Origin of the sequence: Brucella sp. JSBI001, assembly GCF_026014005.1 — a bacterium.
In the GTDB taxonomy this organism is placed as follows: Bacteria; Pseudomonadota; Alphaproteobacteria; order Rhizobiales; family Rhizobiaceae; genus Brucella; species Brucella anthropi.
The window spans coordinates 2071625-2092249 of the sequence record NZ_CP110339.1 but is presented as its reverse complement, the minus strand read 5'-3'; the positions used below and the strand labels follow the sequence as shown (position 1 = coordinate 2092249).

The window sequence follows — 20625 nt, the reverse complement described above, 5'->3', positions numbered from 1 at the left end:
GTTGAAAAAGCCCGTCATTTTCTGCTTGCTCCGAGCGGCACTCAATGCAGTGCGCGATGGTCGCTCTGTGCCTTCTACCTCAGTAGCACGCGCCTTCCCGCAAAGCGGGTTCGTTCCGGCCTCGTTCAGGTCATTCAAAAATTAAGTGCGAATGGACGGGGCGTCCAGCCAGATTCGAGGGTGCCGCCCACGCGCGTTTCAGTCGCACTGCCCATGAAAATACTGAGAGGCTAATACTTGAACATCGTGTATCTATGGGAGCTTACGATGCGTAAGGCCATCGTTTTGGGCGGATACGGGCTCATCGGCAGAGCGTGCATGCGGGCTTTGGCGAATGCCGGATTTGAAGTTGTCGGTGTAGGACGGTCAAGTCGTGCGGCGCTTGCCGCTGATGCAAACGCGACATGGTTGATCCGTGATATACCAACCATCTCGGTCGACGAATGGCGAGTGCTGCTGGGCAATGTCGATGTCGTAGTAAACGCTGCCGGAGCACTGCAAGACGGCGCGCGAGACGGTCTCGCAGCCATCCACGTCACGACAGTAGCCCGTCTGGTTGAGGCAACGAAGGACATTCCCTTACGGATTGTCCAGATTTCGGCGGCTGGCGTTGGAGCTGAAGCATCAACGGAGTTCTTTCGGTCAAAAGCGCGCGGCGATGAAATACTGGCGAGGAGCGGACGAGATTGCGTGATCCTGCGTCCAACGCTTGTTTTGTCGCCAGATGCCTATGGCGGCACAGCGCTTTTACGTGGCGTTGCTGGTTTACCGTTAATTTTGCCGCGTGTTTTGCCTCATGCTCAGGTGCAGACTGTTCATATCGATGATGTAACAGAGGCAGTAGTGGCAGCGGCGAGGAGAAAGCTGCCATCCGGGCTTATTGCCGATCTCACCGAGCCCGAGGTTCGAGGCTTTTCCGAAATGGTCGACCACTTCAGGCAATGGCAGGGATTCTCGCCTCCGTGGTTGCGCCCAAAAGTGCCCGCAGTGGTGCTGAAATCAGTGGGTAAGGGCGCTGATCTGCTCGGCTGGCTGGGGGTGGCGCTCACCGATGCGCAGCACTGCGTTACAGGCGCTTGCCGATGGGATACGAGGCGATCCGAGCGCTTGGCTTGAGGCGGGCGGTCAACCTTGTCGTTCGCTAGTTTCGACACTGAGAAGTCTGCCGTCCACGCGACAGGAACGGCTTTTCGCCCGGATGTACTTCATGCTGCCACTGGCCATCGCCACGCTTGCACTGTTTTGGTGCGTGTCGGGCCTATTCGCTTTAATATCTCCGTTGCGTGCTGTGGCAGTTCTCGAAGGACATAACGTCCCGGCATGGGTGGCAAGCATCACAGTGTATGGCGGCGCATTTGCAGATATCGGATTGGGCCTGGGAATCCTTTGGCGTTCGGCAACGCGCATGGCGACAGTCGGAATGATAGTGCTTTCGGCTTGCTATCTCTTCGGTGGTCTGGTGGTTGCGCCAGATCTGTGGCTTGATCCTCTTGGACCGATGGTCAAAGTGGTTCCAGCTATTGTTTTGGCAGCTATCGTTGCGATGATGCTGGAGGCGCGATGACCTATGATATTTTGCGCTTTCTGCATGTGATCGGTGCAACGGTCCTGCTTGGCACCGGCGCGGGTATCGCGTTTTTCATGGTCATCTCCAATCGCTCAGGAGATCCGCGGTTGATTGCCCATGTCGGTGGCATCGTCGTGTTGGCTGATACGGTTTTCACTGCAACCGCCGCCATTGTTCAGCCCATTACCGGCTACTTGCTTGCACGTGAAGCAGGGTGGCCTGTCGTATCCGGTTGGGTTGGACTGTCGTTGGCGCTCTACATCATTGTTGGTGCATTCTGGCTGCCGGTTGTCTGGATGCAGATCCGGTTGCGGAATATGGCGCGTTTGGCTGCTCGCGAGGGAAAAGCACTGCCGGCGGCCTATCATCGTCTCTATCGCTGGTGGTTTGCTTTTGGTTTTCCGGCATTTGCGGCAGTATTGGCCATCATATGGCTGATGTTGACTAAGCCTTCAATTTAAAGATCGGCAATCCCGATTGAAGATGCAACGGGCTCTGCCATCTCGCCAGTCATCAAGGTCTGCGCCAATCCGGAAACCTGTCGCAAGCTTGCAGGAGACATGGACGTCGACGCTGGCAGATTGCCTGCCTACGATCGCGGCAAGGATGTAAGAGTGGCGGCTGAACCTCTCTCAACGCGCCTAATTGTGGATTGAATGTCATGAGACTTGGCACAGGCCATAGAAACATCACACTCAATCTGCATGGTTTGCTACAAAAGCCTGCGGGCTGGACCGACCTGCTGCGCTCTTAGATGCCATCGTGTTCCTGATCGTGGGGCTGTGTTATGAAGACATTCGACGCCATATTCATCGGCGCAGGCCAGGCGGGGCCATTTCTTGCTGCTCGCATGGCAGCTCAGGGTCGCAAGGTCGCACTTATTGAACGAAAATACCTCGGCGGCACTTGCGTCAATGCCGGATGCATGCCGACCAAGACGCTGGTCGCAAGCGCTAGAGCCGCGCATGTCGCCAGCCGAGCAGCGGAATTCGGTGTGACAATCGTCGGGCCCGTCGGCATTGATATGAAAACCGTTCAGGCAAGAGCCGAGAAAGTCATATTGAACGCGCGCAACAATCTCAAAACGTGGTTCGACGGACTCGATAGGTTGACTGTCATACAAGGACAGGCAAGGTTCGAAAACGCAACTACGGTATGCGTCAATGGCGAGAGGATGACAGCGCCCGAGATATTCCTCAATGTCGGAGCACGCCCCGTCATCCCCGATTATCCGGGCATTGATAAAGTGCCCTATCTGACTAGCACGTCGATCATCGAGCTTGATAGGCTACCATATCATCTAGTGGTCATTGGCGGTAGTTATATAGGGCTTGAATTTGCGCAGATGTATCGCCGATTTGGCGCCCAAGTCACCATTATCGAGCGCGGTCCCCGCCTTGCCCCGCGCGAGGATGATGACGTGTCTGAAGCTATCGCAAATGTTCTCCAAAACGAGGGCATCACTGTGTACACGAATACCAACATCGTTTCATTTGCCAACAAAGGGTTGGAAATTGAAGTGACCACGGATCATGACGTGGTTCTTGGCAGTGACGTCCTGATCGCGACTGGAAGAAAGCCCAATACCGATGATCTTGGCCTGGACACCACAGGCGTGGAGATGGACAAACGCGGCTTCATCGTTACAGATGATAAGCTGTCGACCAACGTCGATGGTATCTGGGCACTGGGCGACTGCAACGGGCGGGGAGCATTCACACACACTTCCTATAATGATTTCGAAATCGTGGCGGCAAACCTGTTGGATGGAGCGGAAAGAAAGGTGAGCGACCGCATTCCCGCCTATGCGCTCTATATTGACCCACCGCTCGGCCGGGTCGGCATGACCGAGCGAGATGCACGGGCATCCGGCAAAGACATTCTGGTTTCCGTGCGACCAATGAGTCGGGTCGGTCGCGCAATCGAACGTGCTGAAACGCAAGGTTTCATGAAACTTGTTGCTGATGCCGCGACGGGCCAGATACTTGGCGCGTCAATTCTGGGTATCGAGGGTGACGAAGCTATTCATGGTATCATCGACGCCATGAACGCACGCGTTTCCTATAGAGACTTAAAATGGGCTGTGCCCGTACATCCAACTGTTTCGGAACTGATCCCGACATTAATCGACGGTCTCAAATAGGATGGAACACGAAGCCGTTCCCGCATTTACTTGAGGTCATTTCCACTGAACAGCAGGATATTGAACGCCAGGAAGCTATGGTGTCGGATGCGAAAGCGAGAGGCTATTACATTGCCGGTGTTTACCGTGAGAAAGCATCGGGCGCGCGCTCTGACCGTCCTGAGTTGCTGCGCATGATTTCCGATCTGCAGTCAGGCGAGGTGGTTATTGCAGAGAAGATCGACCGCATAAGCCGCCTGCCGCTCACGGAGGCCGAGAAGTTGGTGCAGTCTATCAAAGACAGAGGCGCTCGTCTGGCCATCCCTTGCGTGGTGGATTTAACCGAGCTGGCGGCTGTATCCGATGGCATTGCCAAGGTGGTGCTGGAGGGGACGCAGGAAATGCTGCTGCGGCTCGCTCTCCAGATGGCGCGTGACGATTACGAAACACGACGTGAGCGCCAGGAGCAGGGGATCGAGATCGCCAAGAAAAAGGTGTCTACAAGGGGCGAAAACCTGATACCGCAAGACATGAGCTAATTCGCAGCCTGCGTTCCTCGGGCAAAAGTATCGCCGAAACCGCGCGGCTCGCGAAATGCAGTGTCAGTCTGGTCAAGCTTGTGACTGGCAATCAGGCGGTTGTGCTGGCAGATAATGATGGCCGCTTGTCAACGTTCTTTGGCTGAAGCAGATCGTCTGCTTCTTGCCCCGATTCGGCGATGGAGAGGAGCAGGTTGGCGGCTCATTTCCCTTTGAGGCGATCAGGATGTGCTTTTATCGGGCTTCGCCCATTTTCTCCAAATGAACCCTACATATTTTTTCTATTTCAGCGATAAGCGCGTTCGTCTGTCTCAAAAGCCAGCGTAAAGCTTCCTCGGTTATATCAAAATGCGGAGAATAGCGTGCCTTTACGTAAGCTTCATTGACGATATTGAACCACGCCTTGTAGCGCTGTTGATCCTGCGGCCATGCCTTGGCCAGTTCATTGCGTTGTCCTTCCGAGAGCCGACGCAAGAATTTCAAGTTGTGCGAAGACGGCGAGTAATTTGTTGTTACCAATAGGAAGGCGGAATAAGCCTGTTCTATCGCTTGATGAAGGATGAATGTTGCTTCTTTAATGTCACCTTCCTCCAGAAGGTACCCCGCAGTTTTTGCAAAACTCTTGCATGCGGTAGCCGATCATCAAAATACTCTCTCGCAATACGATAGGCGTCTTCCGGATTGAGAATACCGGATTGGGCGAGGGGCTCGGGATCAAGTTCGTAAAGTACAATGCCTTCTTTTCGGATGTCGGTGAAGAAATATCGCCCTTCCTTAATTCTTGTGTTCACCTCACGTAGCGAATGGACGATGAAGTTTACCGGTGTCTGCACATCACGCAGGCGCATAAGCCGGTCTTCGGTTTTTCGCCAGAAATCAAAGTCCGCCAGCTTACGATTGTTGACGATAATCAGCAGGTCAAAATCGGAACGGTAGCCTTTGCCGGTATACGGTTCATCCACCTGTGTGCCGCGCGCATACGATCCGAACAAAATGGTCTTGACGATACGACCGCGCTTCTTGAACTCAGCCGAGCCTTCCTTGAGCGCATCCTCGAATTCTTCGAAGATAACTTCCAGCACGCGCTGCAACTCACGCTGCTTTACGTGAGGCAAGTGATCAATACGGTCTTTCATCAGCACGGACGCACCTGTCGGTCAAAAGTAAGGCAAACTATTTCGAGTGTCGGCTTAAATTGCAAAATTCAACGACGTCGATCAAGAAAGCCTTTGCAAAATCTGTGAGATTTTATTCCTATGCCGTTCTGCCGACGAGATAGGAGTTTTCTCCATCGATCCTACAGCGCTTATTTTCCTTTGTCGTTGCGCTCCTCGAAATATCTTGAATTTCATCTAAACCTTATATCCGATTGTTGCCACAACTATTTGATTCTGTTACAAGAGAGTGCATTCTCAAACAACACATGCCAGGGACGACGATACAGCGATTGCTGTTAAAAAGCCGTCATGCGGTCTCCACAACGTCCGGCTCTATTCATTGAACCCTCCGCCGGGCGCAGGAGGAATGCTTGTGTTGCAAATTTCGAATGTGAGAGCCGCCCGAGAACTTTTGCAGCAGGATGCTATCCGTTATGGCGCTGAAGACAGTCTGATTGTGGATGCCACGAGGCGAATCTATGCAGACACAGCCCCCACAGCTGCCGCGCTTTTTGCACTCGACGCCTGGTTCGAAGACGATCAGCGAAATTTTCAGTTCTGGACGCGGATTTTTCAGCGCCTGATGAATTGAAACTCACTGTAACGGGTTTGCCGACCGATCAAGGGCGTAGCCCCGACCCTGCACAGTTCTGATCAGGTTTGGACCATACCGCGCCAATGCGCGCCGGATATGTCCGATATGAATGTCGACCGTTCGGGGCTCGACGATAGCTCCTTGACCCCATACAGCGTCGATAAGGTCCTGCCTGCTCCATACAATTTCGGGCTTTTGCATGAGTGCTTCAAGTAAACGGAACTGCAACGGTGTGAGATCGACGCGATGGCCGTTGCGAAACACCCTGAACTGCATGGGGTTCAGCAACAGGTCGCAATAGGTCAAAACAACCCTCGTGGCATCCGTAGTAGCGAAATTGCCTCGGTACCTTTGGAGAAATCCCAGCAAAACAAGTGGATCGAACGGAGGTTCCATGACCAGATCCAATCGTTCATTGATCTGTAGTCCAGTATCAATATCATCCCTTGCCAGCAGAACCAACGCGAGACCTGGAAGCTTCCTCCTGAGGTGAACGAACTCGCAAAGGTCAGCATCGCCACTATCCAATATCAACGCGCTTGGGCTCTGTTCGGCACCTATCTCGGAAGTCGTCAATGCTTTTAGCTCTGATAAGAGATCAGCATCGAACCCTTCAACCGAGAGCAGATGACGAAGCATCAAAAACAATTGCGCGTCAGATGTCTTTATAAGAACCTTCGACATAACATTCATTGTCCTGTTGAAGTAGTATTAGGGTGAAACGTATTCTCCCCCGTTTACATCGATCGTTGCGCCATTGATGAAGCCGGCGTTTTCCGACGCTAGGAATGCGATCACTGTTGCTACGTCGTCAGGGCTTCCCAACCGACCGACCGGAATACGCGAAAGGGCATCACGATTTGAATCGGAATCAATCGGGCCAGTCATTTCGGTTACGATATGTCCCGGCGCAACAATATTGGCTGTAACTCCGGTCCCGCCAAGCGTAGACACGAGAGAACGAAGACAACCCGATAGCGCAGTTTTTGATGCGGTATAAGCGCTGCCAGCGAGCCTGGGTAACGTCCTGCCAGCAATAGAGCCAACTAAAACAATTCTCCCGAAACGCCATTTAATCAAATCCGGTAAAACGCGTTGGCAACAAAGGACAGGTCCGATCAAATTCGTTGAAAGGACTGCGTTCCATTCCTCGATCGACGTCTCGACAAACGCTGCAGCTTTGCCATCCTTGGCTTTGGGCGATACGCCAGCATTACAGATCAGCGTGTCTGGCGGACCCCAATAGCTTCGCACCTCATCGAAAAAGCCGACAATTGCTGTCGCCTCATTTATGTCTACACTTCGATAAAAGATGGCATCTTCCCCGAATTGCGAAATGAGCATTTCGCCAGCCGCCGAGACTCGCTGAGGTGTCTGCCCGAAAAACGCTACTTTGTAGCCTTCGCTAACCAATCGTCTAACCGTTGACAGCCCAATGCCTGAGCTGCCCCCGGTTACGACTGCTATACGCTCCCGCGCTCCAACCGTCATGCTGCCTGATCCATTGCCGCAAAAAGAGAAAGCGGAGGATGAGCGTCGTGATCGGTAATAACTTCGATGAGCGAGGGTTTACCGCTTTCAATACTCAGACGTAGCTGCTCCGATAAGTCAGCAGCATTATCGACGGTGGCAGATCGACATCCGCACGCTGAAGCGACCGCCGCGTGATCGACCGGTGCAAAATGGCACGCCGTTGTATAGCGGCCGAATTTTACGGTTTCCGCATCTTTCTGGAAGCCTAGCACGCCATTATTCAAGAGGACGACGGTGACGGGTAACTGCATACGCATCATCGTTTCCAGTTCCGCCCAGCTATGCGCAAATCCACCGTCTCCCACAATGGCAACCACCGGCTTGTCAGGACGAGCGGCCTTTGCCCCCATCGCAAGTGGTAGACCCCATCCAAGGCCAGCGAGCCCGCGCGGCGTAATGAATCTCGTGCCCGCCTTGCGACAGCGCAACTGACCGACAACCCACATGGACGAATAGCTCGCATCCGCCACAACTGTCACGTCGTGGTCGAGCCAGGGCTGCAATTCCTGCATAACGCGCTCAGGCCGCATGGCCCCTGATCGGTCATCAAGAACTGGTCGGCGAGCTTCATCATATTCCGCCCAGAAACCGGCAATTCTTTCTTCATAATTGAGGCGAGGCATACTGCGCCGAAGGAAGTCTCGTTTAGACAATGTTTCGCACAAGGCCGTGAGCGTTTCGCGTGCATCGCCGTGCAAACGCAATGCCTCGTAATTGCGACCGATCTCTCCGGGATCAATGTCAATGTGAATGACTTTAGCCGAAGAAGGAATCTGCTGCCAATTGTCAGTTCCGTTCTGATTGGTGCGTGTTCCGGCAAGGATAACCAGATCTGCTTCATTCATGAGGTGACGACTGTAGAAGCCTAGCGAACGAGGGCCAGTCAGAGACCCTAGAACGCCAGCAGATAGAGGATGGAATTCGTCAACCACCCCTTTGCCCATATTCGTCGTGAATACAGGAAGGGAGGCTATCTCCTGAAGACGAGCCAATGCTGCCGCTGCACCACCGGCATGAATACCGCCGCCAGCCAGCACAACCGGGGTTCGGGCTTCAGCAATAGTATCCGCTGCGGTCTGAATGAGGTCGTCGGATGGACGAAACCGGTCAAGCGGCCAGTAGCCAAGACAAGCAGTTCTCAGCTTATGAATCTTCGGAGCCGGGCAACGCAGCAAATCCGCTGGCAACAAAAGCGCAACCGGTCCCGCTCGCCCACTTGCCGCGGCGGTAAAAGCCGCATCAATGTAGTCATCGACGCGCTCGGCTACATTTAGTCGACGGACCCATTTTGTACAGGATTGGAAGAGGGCGATTTGGTCAATATCCTGAAAGGCGTTCTTGTCTGTTTGGTTTCGCTCGACATCCTGTACAAGCGCGACCACTGGAATACTCGCCTTTAAAGCTTCGGCTAGTGGCGGAACAAGCAGCGTCGCTGCGGGACCGTTCTGCGCCGCGACGACACTCACCTTGCCAGAAACCCGGGCATATCCGTCCGCCATCGCTCCGCCCATATTCTCCTGACGATAGGCGATCTGGCGAATGCCGTGGGCTTCGGCTGCAAGAATAACAGCGGAGGGCAAACTTTGTGCGAAGATCACCTCCACACCATGGCGGACAAGTGCTTGTGCGATACGATCGGCAACGCTGTCTGTAATTGCGGCCTGTTTCATGGATGGTCCTCCCGTACGGGGTTTTGTGCAAGGAAATCATCAAAAAGCGCGGCAATGAGGTCGATTTCTTTTTCGCCCATCGGGGTGGATAGGCTGGCCGCGGCTCCAAAGGGCAACAGAACACCATTCCGGGCGAAATACCGTGTGAGCTCTCGCATGCGCAAGGTCTGATCAGGCGACATGATTGAAGCGCGATAATCAGTCGGCGCTTCACGTTTGGAATGAATGCGGAAGAGGGAAGCGGCTCCCGTGATCGAATAGGGAGCCTGCCGCGACTGAGCGATCTGCGAGAGACGCGAACGCAAGGCATCTCCTAGTTCTTCAAGCCGTGCGAAGGCATCGGGTGGCAACGCATTCATAGCAGCAAAACCTGCAGCCATGGAGACCGGGTTAGCGGAGAATGTCCCACCTTGCGGAACTGGTAGCTTACCGTCCCGCTTTTCGAAGACCGACATGACTTCTGCGCGCCCGCCGATGGCTCCAATTGGAAAGCCACCACCGATGATCTTGCCGGTTGCTATCAGATCGGGATTAAGACCGTAACGGTCCGCAGCCCCCCTATAACCTTGCCGGATATTCAACACCTCGTCGGCGATCAGTAGAATGCCATGCTCTTGCGTGAAGGTTGTCAGTGCCTCGATAAATCCCTGGCTTGGCGCAAATAGCCCGGCGCGGCTAGGCATCGGATCAATCAGAATACCGGCTATCCGATGCGCGTGGCCTTCGAGTTTCGAAGCAATCTCCTCCTTGTCATTGAACTGGATCACGATCACATCGTCGCCAAGGCTGGATGGCGCACCATGGTATCCTGGTCGTGCAACGTTTCGACCGGACCCGTTAGTGGGATAGGTGCCGGTTTGCCCCGTTTCAGCCCAATCGTAACCCCCGTGATAAGCTCCCTCAAAGCGAACGATCGCAGAGCGACCTGTGAACGCTCGAGCTGCCTTGATTGCAAACATGACCGCTTCGGTCCCGCTGTTGACGAAGCGAATCTTTTCCATTGCCGGGATCCGCGAGATCAGCAACTCAGCCAGTGCGACCTCGTGTTCCGTCGGGTTGGAAAAACAGGTCCCGTTACGCAAAAGCCTCGCAACCACTTCCGCAACCGGTTCGAATCCGTGTCCGTGTATAAGCGTGGTGAAGTTGTTGTTGAGGTCCAGAAGACGGTTATCGTCCACATCAACCAGATAGGCGCCCTCACCACGTTGAATGTAAATCGGTGTTGGATCGATATCGATCGTGACGCGTGACACACCCTGCGGCAAAACCTGCAGGCCGCGGGCGTAAAGACGTGACGATTCCGTTCTCTCCACCGGATCGCCACGGTTTATTCTCGGACTAGGTATCATTGATTGGGCCTTTAAAACGCACATCAGCTAATGCTTTTGCGTTAGCTTCACAATTTTGTTGCAACAAAAATGCGAAAGGTCAAGCCCATACAACAAAAAACTATCTCGCCGAGGAGCGCGCTCGTGCCGCCTGGCGCAAACGCCGATAGCCATCCCGAATGTCGTTCTCGAATGCGGCGCGCAGGGATGCGCCATCCTTGTCCTCTAGCGATTCAATGGCTAGCTGGTGGTTTCGAACGCCGTATTTTTCTTCAGCAAACTCTGGATAGAGATCGTAAAGTGATGGGCCAACCCTAAGCCAGGCTCCTTCGATCATGGATAAAAGCCGAGGCATTCCGGCCATTCCGTACACATGAAAATGGAAATCCTTGTTATGCCGCAAAACCGTCTCGTAAGCGCGACGATCCAGTGCATCGTTTATATAATTTTGAATATCTTTAAGTTTTTCAATATCTTCATCGGTAACCGAGTTAACTGCCAGCTGTGCCGCCAGCCCCTCCAGGGCAAGCCGAATTAGTGTGATCTCGCGCAAACTGCCTTCATTTAAAACCGGTACGATTACAGTTTTTGGTCCCGAATAGACCAGTGCGCCTTCGCCGGTGAGCCGGTTGATAGCGTCCCGCGCAGGGGTGGAGCTAAATCCGAGATCTTCCGCTACGGCTCGGACCGTAAGTTTCTTGCCGGGCTTATATTCGCCTCGTATCAGGCGCTCCTTCATTTCGCGGTATGCGACGTCGCCAAGACCCGGTGCCTGCCCTTCATTGGCCTGGTCCGACAATTTTATCGCGCTCATCTAAGCCTCAATCCTTGTTGACACACCAGAATTATGATGCAACAAAATAATCATATAAAGTTTTTGCAAAGTTTTTGTCGCGTCATTTTAGGTTTTAGCAGCGCGTACTCATAGAGTCACGCGGTAGCTGGATGAGCACGTCTATGCGTCTGGAACGTCAATGATGCATTTTGCATCGAGGACCGAACGCAAAGGCACAGATACCAAAGTGGTTTCCGGAGGAGGAAAGATTGATCGGTCAGAAATTAATGCTTGCTGGCGTTCAGAAAAGATTTGGCGAAACCTGGGCTGTCCATGAAACCACGCTCGACATCCGGGCAGGCGAATTCGTTTCAATAATCGGACCGTCCGGATCAGGCAAAACGACTTTGCTCACCATGATCGCCGGCTTCGAACAGCCGACGAACGGAAGGATTATTGTAGGAGACGTAGATATAACCAGCCTGCCGCCCAACCGGCGTAACGTCGGCATGGTGTTCCAGAAATATGCGCTGTTCCCCCATCTGACGGTTCGGCAGAATATTGCGTTCCCGTTGAAAATGCGACGACTGGGTTCGAAGAAATATATCCGGTCTCGCGTCGATGAGATGCTTGAGCTGATCAGACTCAATGACTTCGCTGACCGCTATCCAAACCAGTTGTCAGGTGGACAACAGCAGCGTGTGGCCGTCGCCCGCGCGCTGGTTTTTTCTCCGCCCGTCATCTTGATGGACGAACCGCTCGGTGCCCTCGACAAGAAATTGCGAGAGGCAATGCAGTTTGAGATCAAACGCATTCAGGAGAATCTCGGAGCAACAGTAATCTACGTCACCCACGACCAGGAAGAGGCGTTGACCATGTCCGACCGCATTGTGGTAATGCACGATGGCTGCGTCCAGCAGGTTGGCACTCCCTCCGAACTCTATAACGAACCCAATAGAACCTTCGTTGCCGACTTCATCGGCTCTATCAATTTTATTCCGGCGACTTATCGCGGCAACAAAAACGGCAAGTGCATTCTGGATATCTCCGAACGTGTTGCTGTGGAACTTGATGCGCTGCTTCATCCCAAACTGGCTCACAAGTCTATCGGTTCCGAAATCAGGCTAGCCGTGAGACCGGAACATGTTGGCATCTTTCCCGACCCGAAAAAGGGGCAACTGTCCGGAACTGTTGAGGCTTCCGTCTTCATCGGTTCGAGCACAGTTGTCCTGGTAAGGCTAGACGCTTTTCCAGATATCGACCTGCGTGTCCAATTGCCTGCAACAACATCGTCACCGGTGATGCGAAAGAATAGCCGCGTCGGTGTGAACTTGGACACCCTCTCACTCCTGACTTTCGACCTTGAAACGAGGTTGGCCGCATGAGTTCGTCGTTTTCCGGTTTCGACACATTCCTTAGAGGAAGATCCGCACGCCAATACCCGCCGGTAATATCGTGGTTTCTGGTACTACCTTTATTAATTCTACTGGTCGTCGGCTTTATGTATCCGATCGGCCGACTCATCGCTCTTAGTTTTTCGGACGATGCGATAAGCTATGGACGCATCGTTGAGGGAAGTCTTTATCTTGATGTCCTGGCTTCCACGGTTGGCGTGGCGGTCGCTGTGACTGCCATTGGATGCGTGTTGGGCTTTCCTGTCGCTCTGACCATGGCAAGAGCAGGAAAACTTGCAGGGATTATAGCGGCGATTTGCGTCTTCATTCCGCTCTGGACTTCGGTTCTTGTTCGCTCCTATGCCTGGATTGTCCTATTGCAGCGGAATGGGATCGTGAACGGGTTTCTCAGCGCCGTCGGTTTAACTGAACAACCCTTCAAGCTTCTTTACACTCAAGGAGCGGTGACATTGGCGATGGCACATGTACTCATGCCTTTCGTTGTACTGCCCATCTATGCTGCGCTCAAAGCTATACCCAAGGACCTTGATCGAGCTGCTCTGAACCTAGGCGCAAATCCCTGGAAGGCTTTCTTCGTCGTCACATTTCCTTTGTGTCTTCCCGGGATCTTTGCCGGAGCTACCCTATGCTTTGTTTTGGCGCTCGGCTTTTACATAACGCCCGCTCTGGTTGGAGGGCCGGATTCCATGTTGATGGCAACGCTGATCGGTCAGGAAACTACTGTGACGCTGGATTGGCCCTTCGCTGCTGCTCTTTCAACTGTGTTGCTTGGCATGACAATTATCTTTGTCGCGTGCTTCCGACGAGTACTAGCGCTCAATAAGGGGTTCGGAAGTGTCCATTAATCAGTTCTCTACAATCGGTTCGAGACCGGAGACCGGGACTTCAAGAATGTCACTGAAAGGATGGCGCATGGGTAATATCGCCTGGAAACTGTTCGCGACCTTCTTCGTGAGTATCATCTTGTTGTTTCTCATCCTACCCACACTGATCATCGTCCCGATGTCGTTCAGCCAGACGGATTACCTGCAATTCCCGCCGCAAGGTCTGTCGTTAAGATGGTACGCTGCATATTTCGGCGACCCTGACTGGATGGCTTCAACATGGTTCAGTCTGAAAATCGCCTTGGCGACAGCCCTGACTTCTACCGTTGTGGGAACCATGGCGTCTCTCGCATTCGTTAGAGGCGAGCTACCCTTCAAAGGGGTTTTCCAGGTACTGACGATCGGCCCGATGATTGTTCCGCATATTGTTCTGGGTGTCGCCCTCTATCTGGTTTTTGCACCGCATCAATTGACCGGAACCTTTTCGGGATTTCTGGTCAGTCACACAGTCCTGTCAGTTCCATTCGTGATGATTACCGTAGTAGCGGCTCTACAGCGCTTCGACCCAGCATTGGAGCTTGCGGCCCTGAATTGCGGAGCAGGACGTGGCAGAGCGTTCTTCCACATCACGTTGCCGATGATCGCCCCAAGTATCGGCGCCGGATTTGTCTTCGCCTTTCTGGCCTCTTTCGATGAGGCCACCGTGGCGTTCTTCATTTCGGATATCAACGGCAAGACGATCGGTAGAAAGATGTTTGAAGACATTGACTTTAATCTGACACCGACCATTGCAGCCGCCTCCACTGTGGTCGTCCTGGTGTCGATGTGCCTCATCGCATTGTCGTTCGCGCTTACACGCAGCAAACAAAACTGAAAAACGGGGAAACAATCATGATAATTCATAAAGTGACCGAATTCGTCTGCAGATCCATGACTGTCACGGCGATAACCCTTGCGACAAGTGCGCACGCCGGTGCGACATCGGCCAATGAGGTCGTTATCGCATCGACTGGAGGTGCTTACGATCGCGCCCTAAAAGAAGCTTGGTTCGATCCTTTTACTGAGCAGACGGGGATTCGCGTAAGAATCGTATCAGCAACCAATTCGGAAATGCGGGCGAAAGCCTCAGCAATGGTCAAGGCCGGAAACGTTTCGTGGGATCTTTATCTTGATGGAGAAATCCAGTCGGAATCCGAGGCTCATCGACTTGTAACCGAAGACCTGAGCGAGTTTTGTAAAGCATTCGCTGACCGGCCTGATTTGCCCGAGAATGCGTGTGCGCCGGGCGGTGCTTTGCTCCAGTCGACCTCAACGTTGCTCGTCTACCGGAAAGAAAAGGAAGGTCGACGGGAGCCGCGGACTTGGGCTGATATGTGGAATATATCCGAGTTTCCAGGAGGCCGGGCATTCCCGAATTTTGACGATCCCTGGCGCGTGCTGGCCGCCGCACTACTTGCTGACGGTGTGAAACGCGATGAACTTTTCCCACTCGATGTTGATCGAGCATTCAAGAAGCTGGACGAAATCCGTCCAGCCGTCTCGTTATGGTGGAAGAGCGGAGATCAAAGTGTCCAAGGGTTTCGCAACAACGAATATGCGCTCGGCCAAATCTGGCTTACCCGTGCACGTGCTCTGCAAGCTGAGGGGCTCCCAATCGGTTGGTCCTATGAAGCATCGTTCTTGGTTGGCGATCGCATTGCGCTAGTGAAGGGAGCGCCAAATCGGGAAAATGCACTCAAGCTCATAGCTTTCTGGCTCGAGAATCCGATCGCCCAGGCAAAGGCTTGCGATGTCTTGGCCTGTACACCTCCGAGTACGGAAGCGATTGCAATGATGTCCGATGAAACCAGGAGTTTCATGCCGACAGCAACACAAGTTCGAGACACCGTCGTGGTTCCAGATGCCAAATGGATCAACGAGAATGCCAGGGTGTTACTGCAAAGATGGAACATGTGGGTTCGAGGTTGAACATCGCGAAAGCATGCAAACAGACGCCGGACCGTGTAGTTCCGGCGTCGTAATTTCGTCGAAATGTGCTGAACTGGCCGCAACCGTAAAGCCCCCAGCGGTGCTGGAAACATCTCCCGAGTACATTCAACCTGTGGACCGTAACCTTAAAGGCTAGATGATCCGGTAGTCGGCGGGCCCGTGGCCAAGAACGTACGCCGTCCAATATATTCGATGGAATTATGGTATAACAAAAAATTTGATAATAATTCTCGATAATAGACTTTCAAACTTATTTTTATTGACGAATTTGCAATTTTTTATTAAGATTAATCGCAATTGCAAAAAATTTGTCGCAACATCGATCGCATCGGAGAACATTGATCGTGAATCTTAGCGTACCGATCTGCACAGAGAACCCACAGAACTACCTCATACTAAGTCACATTCTCAGTGTCGGCGGTTACATGCCAAGCCTCATGGACCTGCAAGCTTCATCGAACTTCGCAACGGAAGCAATTCCATATGCGATATTGTTTGATACAAGCGAGAACACGGAGCCCATTTTTGATGTCTGTGCTACCATCAAACAAAATCCCGCCACCAGAGATATAATTCTTGTAGCGCTGACTAAACCGTGTAATTCAATGAATTTTCTTGATTTTTTACATGCTGGATTTGACGAAATTTTCCCTCATCCATTCGTGCCCGAGCGGATTCTGTCCTTTTTACACGACCGGGAATCCATGCCACTGGAACGCAAGACACTGACGTCTGATCGTCGTGAACGTGTCTGTATTGGCGACCTAAATATCCTGCCAGACGAAAGAATCCTGAGACTTGGGAGCCTGGAAATAAGATTAACGCCCACCGAGTTTCGAATTCTGCGAGGGTTCATTGCCGCACCAGGACAGGTAATGAAGCGGGAGCAACTCATCAAGATCGGTTGGCCGGAACATCACTATGTCCAACTGCGAACGGTGGATGTACATGTCGGCAATCTGAGGCGTCAGCTATGGAAATTGACCGGAAAGAACCTTATCCGAACAGTACATACGACAGGATATGCGTTCGAATTTTCACAATAAACTTATGAGTGATAATAATGTAAATATTATAATTAATATAGATTATAATTCTTCTTAATTGCTTTGTTGCGAATAATATTTCTTCCAGCTTTCATAATGGCACCACAATGGAGGATGTGATGCCAAGGAATCCGTTTGAATCATCTCAACGTCTATCTGGAACGGGTACTCGCAATACTGCGAAGTTGATCGATATTGCAGGCTCTCATTTCGAAGCGGCTCACCTTCAAGGTGTTATGGCGCTTTACGCAGACCCGAGAGAAGGGCGCCGGGTCCAGTTACTCGGTCGCAACGACAATGTCATTGATTTCGTCCGGTGTTCCTATCTCGGGCTGGACAATCATCCACGTATCGTCGCGGGAGCCATTGAAGCAGTTCGACAAAACGGTAGTCTACATTGGTCCTGCGCGCGGACAAGGCTGAACTTCGCACAGCTTGGCGAACTAGAAGAGGCGCTTTCGCAGCTCTTCGAAGCCCGTTCTATTACCTATACGACCGTTCTGGCCGCTAACATGAGCGCACTTCCATTGGTTGCTTCTGGTCATCTGACTGGCGGTATAAAGCCAACGATGGTTTTCGATCGGTTTGCTCACGCGACCCTTGCCTACCACAAGAAAACAATGGCCGATGAAACCGCCGTTCAAACGATACCGCACAACGACTATGAAGCACTCGAGGACATCTGCAAAAAGAACCGAAACGTCGCATACATTTGCGATGGCGTGTACTCTATGGGGGGCGGCGCGCGCATCGGTGAATTGAAACAGCTGCAAGAAAAATACGACTTGTTCTTGTACATTGACGATGCACATGGAGTATCCATTGTCGGTAAGGAAGGGCAGGGTTATGCGAGATCTCAATTCGATAACCTGGGAGACCGAACCATAATCGTCACATCGTTGGGCAAGGGATTTGGAGCATCTGGCGGGTTGCTGATGCTGGGAACCGCCCATCAGGAAAGTTTGTTTCGCCGTTATGCAATTGCACACGCATTCTCGGCATCACTCAATACAGCAGCTATTGGTGCAGCGTTGGCTTCAGCTGAAATCCATCGATCTCCAGAGCTTGGGCAACGACAAGCCGCATTGCAGGACAATATCGCACTTTTTGACAGACTGATGCCCACAGCTCAATCGGGATCCACGCTGCCGATCCGCATTATCCGTATCGGCGATGAAATGACATCAATTGGGTGTGCTCAGGAGCTTCTGAAACATAATTTCTACGCCTCAGCAATTTTCTTCCCAACGGTAGCCAGGGGAGAAGCAGGATTGCGTGTCTCCCTCACCGCCAGCCATCAGGCGGATGAGATCGAGAGTTTTTGTAGCGCAGTCAAAGAGCTCCTGGTCGACAACGGCTAGCCCCAACTGCCTCGGTGCCGCGCAGAAGGGTTTCGATAGCCATCGCGTTATCAAGTCTCGTTCGCTCCGCGACGTCTCACTTGCATGACGATCAGCAGTAACTGATCGATATGTTGGTTTAGTGAGGGCGACTGCAGAGGTGCAAGCAGTTCAGCGACCGTAATGGAGAAAGGTGCTCTGTGCGTCGGAACGTGAAAAACTCAGGCTCCATGATGAAAAATCTTGCGTATAAACACCGTGCTGAAGCGTTCGTCCTCGTTTCGAACCCCGATGAGGCAGGTAAATTTCTACACACCGAATTCAGTGGACAATTTGTGTCGATCGACATTATTGGTCGTGAGAGCGTCATCGGTTTTGGCGACGGTTACGCGTTTCTGCGGCCCCTCACAAATGGCCTTCACCTTCGGCTGGAGGCCGCGAACCTTGTTACGTTCGTTGGAATTCAGTCTCTCCTCACTATCGGCCTCACCCTCAGCAAAAGGGGACCACAGGTGGGGTTTGACTGGATCTTTGAGAAGGAAGCGCGTTCAAGTGAGATGATCGACGCACTGTGAGCGGCTGTCGCTCATCGGTCACATAAAGGAAGCCCTTCCGATTTGACAGCTTTCCGATTGGCGATCCCCTATTGCTCTGCGTTGAGAGCTTCCTCGAGAGCCCGTTCTCTCTTGCTTCGACAAGAGTAATCAAAGATAGACCCTTCGAACGGATAGTCGGGACCAAAATTCATTTAACTTATAACAGACTTATAAGTTAAATTACTCTGCGCCGGTGGATCGGATCTGCTCGAATACGTTGCGTGCGAATTCAAACTGCCTCGCCGTTCCCCGGCCCATCGAATTGCGTCCAAGCGTCTCGGTGAGGATGCCACGTTGCACCAGCTGTTCGACCGTTTCGATAACGCCGCCGCGCGTCAATCCGGTAATTTTCATGATAGATGAAAGGGTTAGTGGCTCATGAGCTGATGCATCATGTACAGAACATTCAGCATTCCGATCTGTTTGATACGCGATTGCGGCGATTCATCTTCAATCGGTTTTTCCAGAATTTCCCGAAGGCCAAAAAGAGCCAGCGCCTGGTTTTGCCATCGTTCGCTTAAATTGCTTGCCATTTTTTTAACTATCGATTATTTGTATAGTAAAGGAGTTGAGGCGCAACGAGTTCTGACAACGTGCCCAACAACAATCGGAGGATAGGAGGCATGAGCAACTTTCTCTTTCGTGGTGCCATCGCAGTTTTCGGACTCGGTGCATTATATCTCGGTTCCAGTCAAAACGCTCGTTCCGATGACTGGGGTTGTAAAGTTATCTTGTGCTTATCCAATCCCGGTGGGGCCACGCAATATGCACAATGCCGTCCACCGGTGCAAAAGCTATGGCGGTGGCTTGCCAGAGGCAAGTCGTTTCCAACCTGCAGCAGCGCAGGGTTTGAGAGCTCGCGTCCTCGCTACGAACCGTATTATTGTAATGACGGTTATCGCCTTACCGTTTCTTACGCTGATCGCAGACGCGTAGTATCTTGCGTCTCCACTTCGGCGCAGGCTGTAAACAGCATCCTATGCAAACATCGCAGCGAGCAGCTTCGCAATGACGATGGCCTGTTCGTTGATGCCAAATGGCACTACGAAAAAGGCTACCGTCAGTGCATGGGCCATAAAACTGCTCGACCTCTTGTTCGCGAAAAACCTAACTACATTGATGTAACGATCGACGGTGTCGGCAAGCAGAGGGTGTGGTTCTAGTCATGCCCGTATCGTTTGTCGATCTTGCCCACAACTGCGCGCCGTCCGTTGCTACCGAAACGCTTGCCGGTATTGTCAGCCTCGAAAGCCGTTTCGAACCATTTAACATCCGCATCAATAGCGACCCTCCTTTAAAGCAACAGCCGGCCTCAAAAGCCGAGGCAATAGAAGTCGCCACTGCGTTGGCCGCCGGGCATCAGGACATTCAACTTGGTCTCGCGGGATTAGGTCTTGATAACCTCAGTAGGCTCAACCTCACGATCGCCGAAGCTTTCGATCCGTGTCTCAATCTGAAAGCGACCGCGACACTGCTTGACAGCACCTATCGTCGCGCGATCCAGGCCGGTGCTGATGAAACCGAAGCTGGGAAGATCATGCTTCAGTCATTTTACGGTGGCGGAGATATCTCTGCCGGTTCATCCGCCGAATATGACAGTCAGGTTCAACGTGAGATCGAACGGCTAAAATCAACGAGCGCGACGTTGAGTGTCGGCAACAGTCAAGATGGACAGCGCGAAGAATGGGCCGATGCTACATCAAACGCTGTCGCAGAGAATCTCGGCCGGGAGGCCACCTCCGACGCCACCGCGCCTTCCTGGGATGTCTTCAAGTCCAGGCGTCAGTCGTCGGTCCTCGTTTTCCAGAACCAGCGTGGAGGAGAATAAAATGACCTATGGTTACCGTATGCGCTCGATTGCAACGTCCGCCATTATGACGACCATAATTTTCGCAACCCTGGTCGAACCGGCCTTCGCCCAGGCCGCAGGCATCGAGTCCATCCTTCAGAACATCGTCGATCTCCTCACAGGCAATATCTTCAAGCTGATCGCGACCATCGCGGTCATACTGATCGCAGTCGCCTGGATGTTCGGTTACATGGACCTGCGTCGCGCTGGCTACTGGATCATCGGTATTGGCGTAATTGCTGGTTCTTCCGAGCTCGTCAGCACGATTGTCGGGAGTTGA

Annotated in this window: 21 protein-coding genes and 3 pseudogenes; 17 read left to right on the top strand and 7 right to left on the bottom strand. The window is 52.6% G+C overall.

Annotated elements, in window-relative coordinates:
- Nucleotides 1-267: 267 nt before the first annotated feature.
- The 6 genes and pseudogenes from LJ361_RS09835 to LJ361_RS09815 all read left to right on the top strand — a co-directional run bounded on the left by LJ361_RS09835 (nt 268) and on the right by LJ361_RS09815 (nt 4374).
- Nucleotides 268-1116: an NAD-dependent epimerase/dehydratase family protein gene (locus LJ361_RS09835; protein ID WP_264813436.1), complete on the top strand. Its 849-nt coding sequence runs from the start codon at nt 268-270 to the stop codon at nt 1114-1116.
- Nucleotides 1052-1564 (top strand): DoxX-like family protein, encoded by a 513-nt coding sequence (locus tag LJ361_RS09830; protein ID WP_264813435.1) that lies wholly within the window; start codon nt 1052-1054, stop codon nt 1562-1564. The genes LJ361_RS09835 and LJ361_RS09830 overlap by 65 nt, the downstream gene beginning before the upstream one ends.
- The gene (locus tag LJ361_RS09825; protein ID WP_063620553.1) at nt 1561-2028 is read left to right on the top strand and encodes a DUF2269 family protein; all 468 of its coding nucleotides are present in this window, start codon (nt 1561-1563) and stop codon (nt 2026-2028) included. Before LJ361_RS09830 ends, LJ361_RS09825 begins: the two co-directional genes overlap by 4 nt.
- A gap of 9 nt (nt 2029-2037) precedes the next feature.
- Nucleotides 2038-2223, top strand: a complete 186-nt coding sequence (locus LJ361_RS23585) for a UxaA family hydrolase (protein ID WP_196758093.1) — start codon at nt 2038-2040, stop codon at nt 2221-2223.
- A 131-nt stretch (nt 2224-2354) separates the two neighbouring features.
- The gene (locus LJ361_RS09820; RefSeq protein WP_209418693.1) at nt 2355-3710 is read left to right on the top strand and encodes an FAD-containing oxidoreductase; all 1356 of its coding nucleotides are present in this window, start codon (nt 2355-2357) and stop codon (nt 3708-3710) included.
- Between the two features lie 24 nt (nt 3711-3734).
- A pseudogene (locus LJ361_RS09815) lies at nt 3735-4374 on the top strand (recombinase family protein).
- Between the two features lie 88 nt (nt 4375-4462).
- On the opposite strand, the pseudogene LJ361_RS09810 reads toward LJ361_RS09815, so the two are convergent.
- Nucleotides 4463-5364: pseudogene (locus tag LJ361_RS09810) on the bottom strand (nucleotidyltransferase and HEPN domain-containing protein).
- A 388-nt stretch (nt 5365-5752) separates the two neighbouring features.
- On the opposite strand from LJ361_RS09810, the gene LJ361_RS09805 reads away from it, so the two are divergent.
- A complete protein-coding gene (locus LJ361_RS09805; protein ID WP_006472023.1) occupies nt 5753-5977 on the top strand; it encodes a hypothetical protein in 225 nt (74 codons plus the stop codon).
- A gap of 3 nt (nt 5978-5980) precedes the next feature.
- Here the strand turns inward: LJ361_RS09805 and LJ361_RS09800 are convergent, their stop codons facing one another.
- The 5 genes from LJ361_RS09800 to LJ361_RS09780 all read right to left on the bottom strand — a co-directional run bounded on the left by LJ361_RS09800 (nt 5981) and on the right by LJ361_RS09780 (nt 11325).
- Nucleotides 5981-6664 (bottom strand): winged-helix domain-containing protein, encoded by a 684-nt coding sequence (locus tag LJ361_RS09800; protein WP_264813432.1) that lies wholly within the window; start codon nt 6662-6664, stop codon nt 5981-5983.
- 27 nt (nt 6665-6691) lie between these two features.
- Nucleotides 6692-7471, bottom strand: a complete 780-nt coding sequence (locus LJ361_RS09795) for an SDR family NAD(P)-dependent oxidoreductase (RefSeq protein WP_209418690.1) — start codon at nt 7469-7471, stop codon at nt 6692-6694.
- Nucleotides 7468-9183, bottom strand: a complete 1716-nt coding sequence (locus LJ361_RS09790; RefSeq protein WP_209418689.1) for an acetolactate synthase catalytic subunit — start codon at nt 9181-9183, stop codon at nt 7468-7470. Before LJ361_RS09790 ends, LJ361_RS09795 begins: the two co-directional genes overlap by 4 nt.
- The gene (locus LJ361_RS09785) at nt 9180-10532 is read right to left on the bottom strand and encodes an aspartate aminotransferase family protein (protein ID WP_413775046.1); all 1353 of its coding nucleotides are present in this window, start codon (nt 10530-10532) and stop codon (nt 9180-9182) included. The genes LJ361_RS09790 and LJ361_RS09785 overlap by 4 nt, the downstream gene beginning before the upstream one ends.
- Before the next feature lie 100 nt (nt 10533-10632).
- Nucleotides 10633-11325, bottom strand: a complete 693-nt coding sequence (locus tag LJ361_RS09780; RefSeq protein ID WP_209418687.1) for a GntR family transcriptional regulator — start codon at nt 11323-11325, stop codon at nt 10633-10635.
- A gap of 230 nt (nt 11326-11555) precedes the next feature.
- Here LJ361_RS09780 and LJ361_RS09775 point away from each other — a divergent pair, with 230 nt between their 5' ends.
- The 7 genes from LJ361_RS09775 to LJ361_RS09745 all read left to right on the top strand — a co-directional run bounded on the left by LJ361_RS09775 (nt 11556) and on the right by LJ361_RS09745 (nt 18475).
- On the top strand, nt 11556-12671 hold the full coding sequence (locus tag LJ361_RS09775) for an ABC transporter ATP-binding protein (protein ID WP_209418686.1): 1116 nt from the start codon (nt 11556-11558) through the stop codon (nt 12669-12671).
- Nucleotides 12668-13546 carry an ABC transporter permease gene (locus tag LJ361_RS09770; RefSeq protein WP_029928351.1) on the top strand — a complete coding sequence of 293 codons (879 nt, stop codon included), beginning with the start codon at nt 12668-12670 and terminating at the stop codon, nt 13544-13546. Before LJ361_RS09775 ends, LJ361_RS09770 begins: the two co-directional genes overlap by 4 nt.
- A 67-nt stretch (nt 13547-13613) precedes the next feature.
- The gene (locus tag LJ361_RS09765) at nt 13614-14399 is read left to right on the top strand and encodes an ABC transporter permease (RefSeq protein ID WP_209418685.1); all 786 of its coding nucleotides are present in this window, start codon (nt 13614-13616) and stop codon (nt 14397-14399) included.
- Nucleotides 14400-14455: 56 nt separating this feature from the next.
- Entirely contained in the window at nt 14456-15493 is a 1038-nt protein-coding gene (locus tag LJ361_RS09760; RefSeq protein ID WP_209419086.1) for an ABC transporter substrate-binding protein, read from the top strand.
- 365 nt (nt 15494-15858) lie between these two features.
- Nucleotides 15859-16560 carry a response regulator transcription factor gene (locus LJ361_RS09755; protein ID WP_264813428.1) on the top strand — a complete coding sequence of 234 codons (702 nt, stop codon included), beginning with the start codon at nt 15859-15861 and terminating at the stop codon, nt 16558-16560.
- Between the two features lie 119 nt (nt 16561-16679).
- Nucleotides 16680-17921: an aminotransferase class I/II-fold pyridoxal phosphate-dependent enzyme gene (locus LJ361_RS09750; protein WP_209418684.1), complete on the top strand. Its 1242-nt coding sequence runs from the start codon at nt 16680-16682 to the stop codon at nt 17919-17921.
- 209 nt (nt 17922-18130) lie between these two features.
- Nucleotides 18131-18475 carry a hypothetical protein gene (locus LJ361_RS09745; protein ID WP_209418683.1) on the top strand — a complete coding sequence of 115 codons (345 nt, stop codon included), beginning with the start codon at nt 18131-18133 and terminating at the stop codon, nt 18473-18475.
- A gap of 201 nt (nt 18476-18676) precedes the next feature.
- On the opposite strand, the pseudogene LJ361_RS09740 reads toward LJ361_RS09745, so the two are convergent.
- Nucleotides 18677-19029 (bottom strand): annotated as a pseudogene (locus tag LJ361_RS09740) (transcriptional regulator).
- A 90-nt stretch (nt 19030-19119) separates the two neighbouring features.
- Between LJ361_RS09740 and LJ361_RS09735 the strand changes: the two are divergent.
- Genes LJ361_RS09735 through LJ361_RS09725 form a run of 3 tightly spaced genes read left to right on the top strand, consistent with a single transcriptional unit; the run spans nt 19120 to nt 20625 of the window.
- Entirely contained in the window at nt 19120-19659 is a 540-nt protein-coding gene (locus tag LJ361_RS09735; RefSeq protein ID WP_209418682.1) for a hypothetical protein, read from the top strand.
- A 2-nt stretch (nt 19660-19661) separates the two neighbouring features.
- Nucleotides 19662-20324 carry a lytic transglycosylase domain-containing protein gene (locus tag LJ361_RS09730; RefSeq protein WP_209419082.1) on the top strand — a complete coding sequence of 221 codons (663 nt, stop codon included), beginning with the start codon at nt 19662-19664 and terminating at the stop codon, nt 20322-20324.
- Between the two features lies 1 nt (nt 20325).
- Nucleotides 20326-20625, top strand: coding sequence for a TrbC/VirB2 family protein (locus LJ361_RS09725; RefSeq protein ID WP_006472033.1), 300 nt, complete (start codon nt 20326-20328; stop codon nt 20623-20625).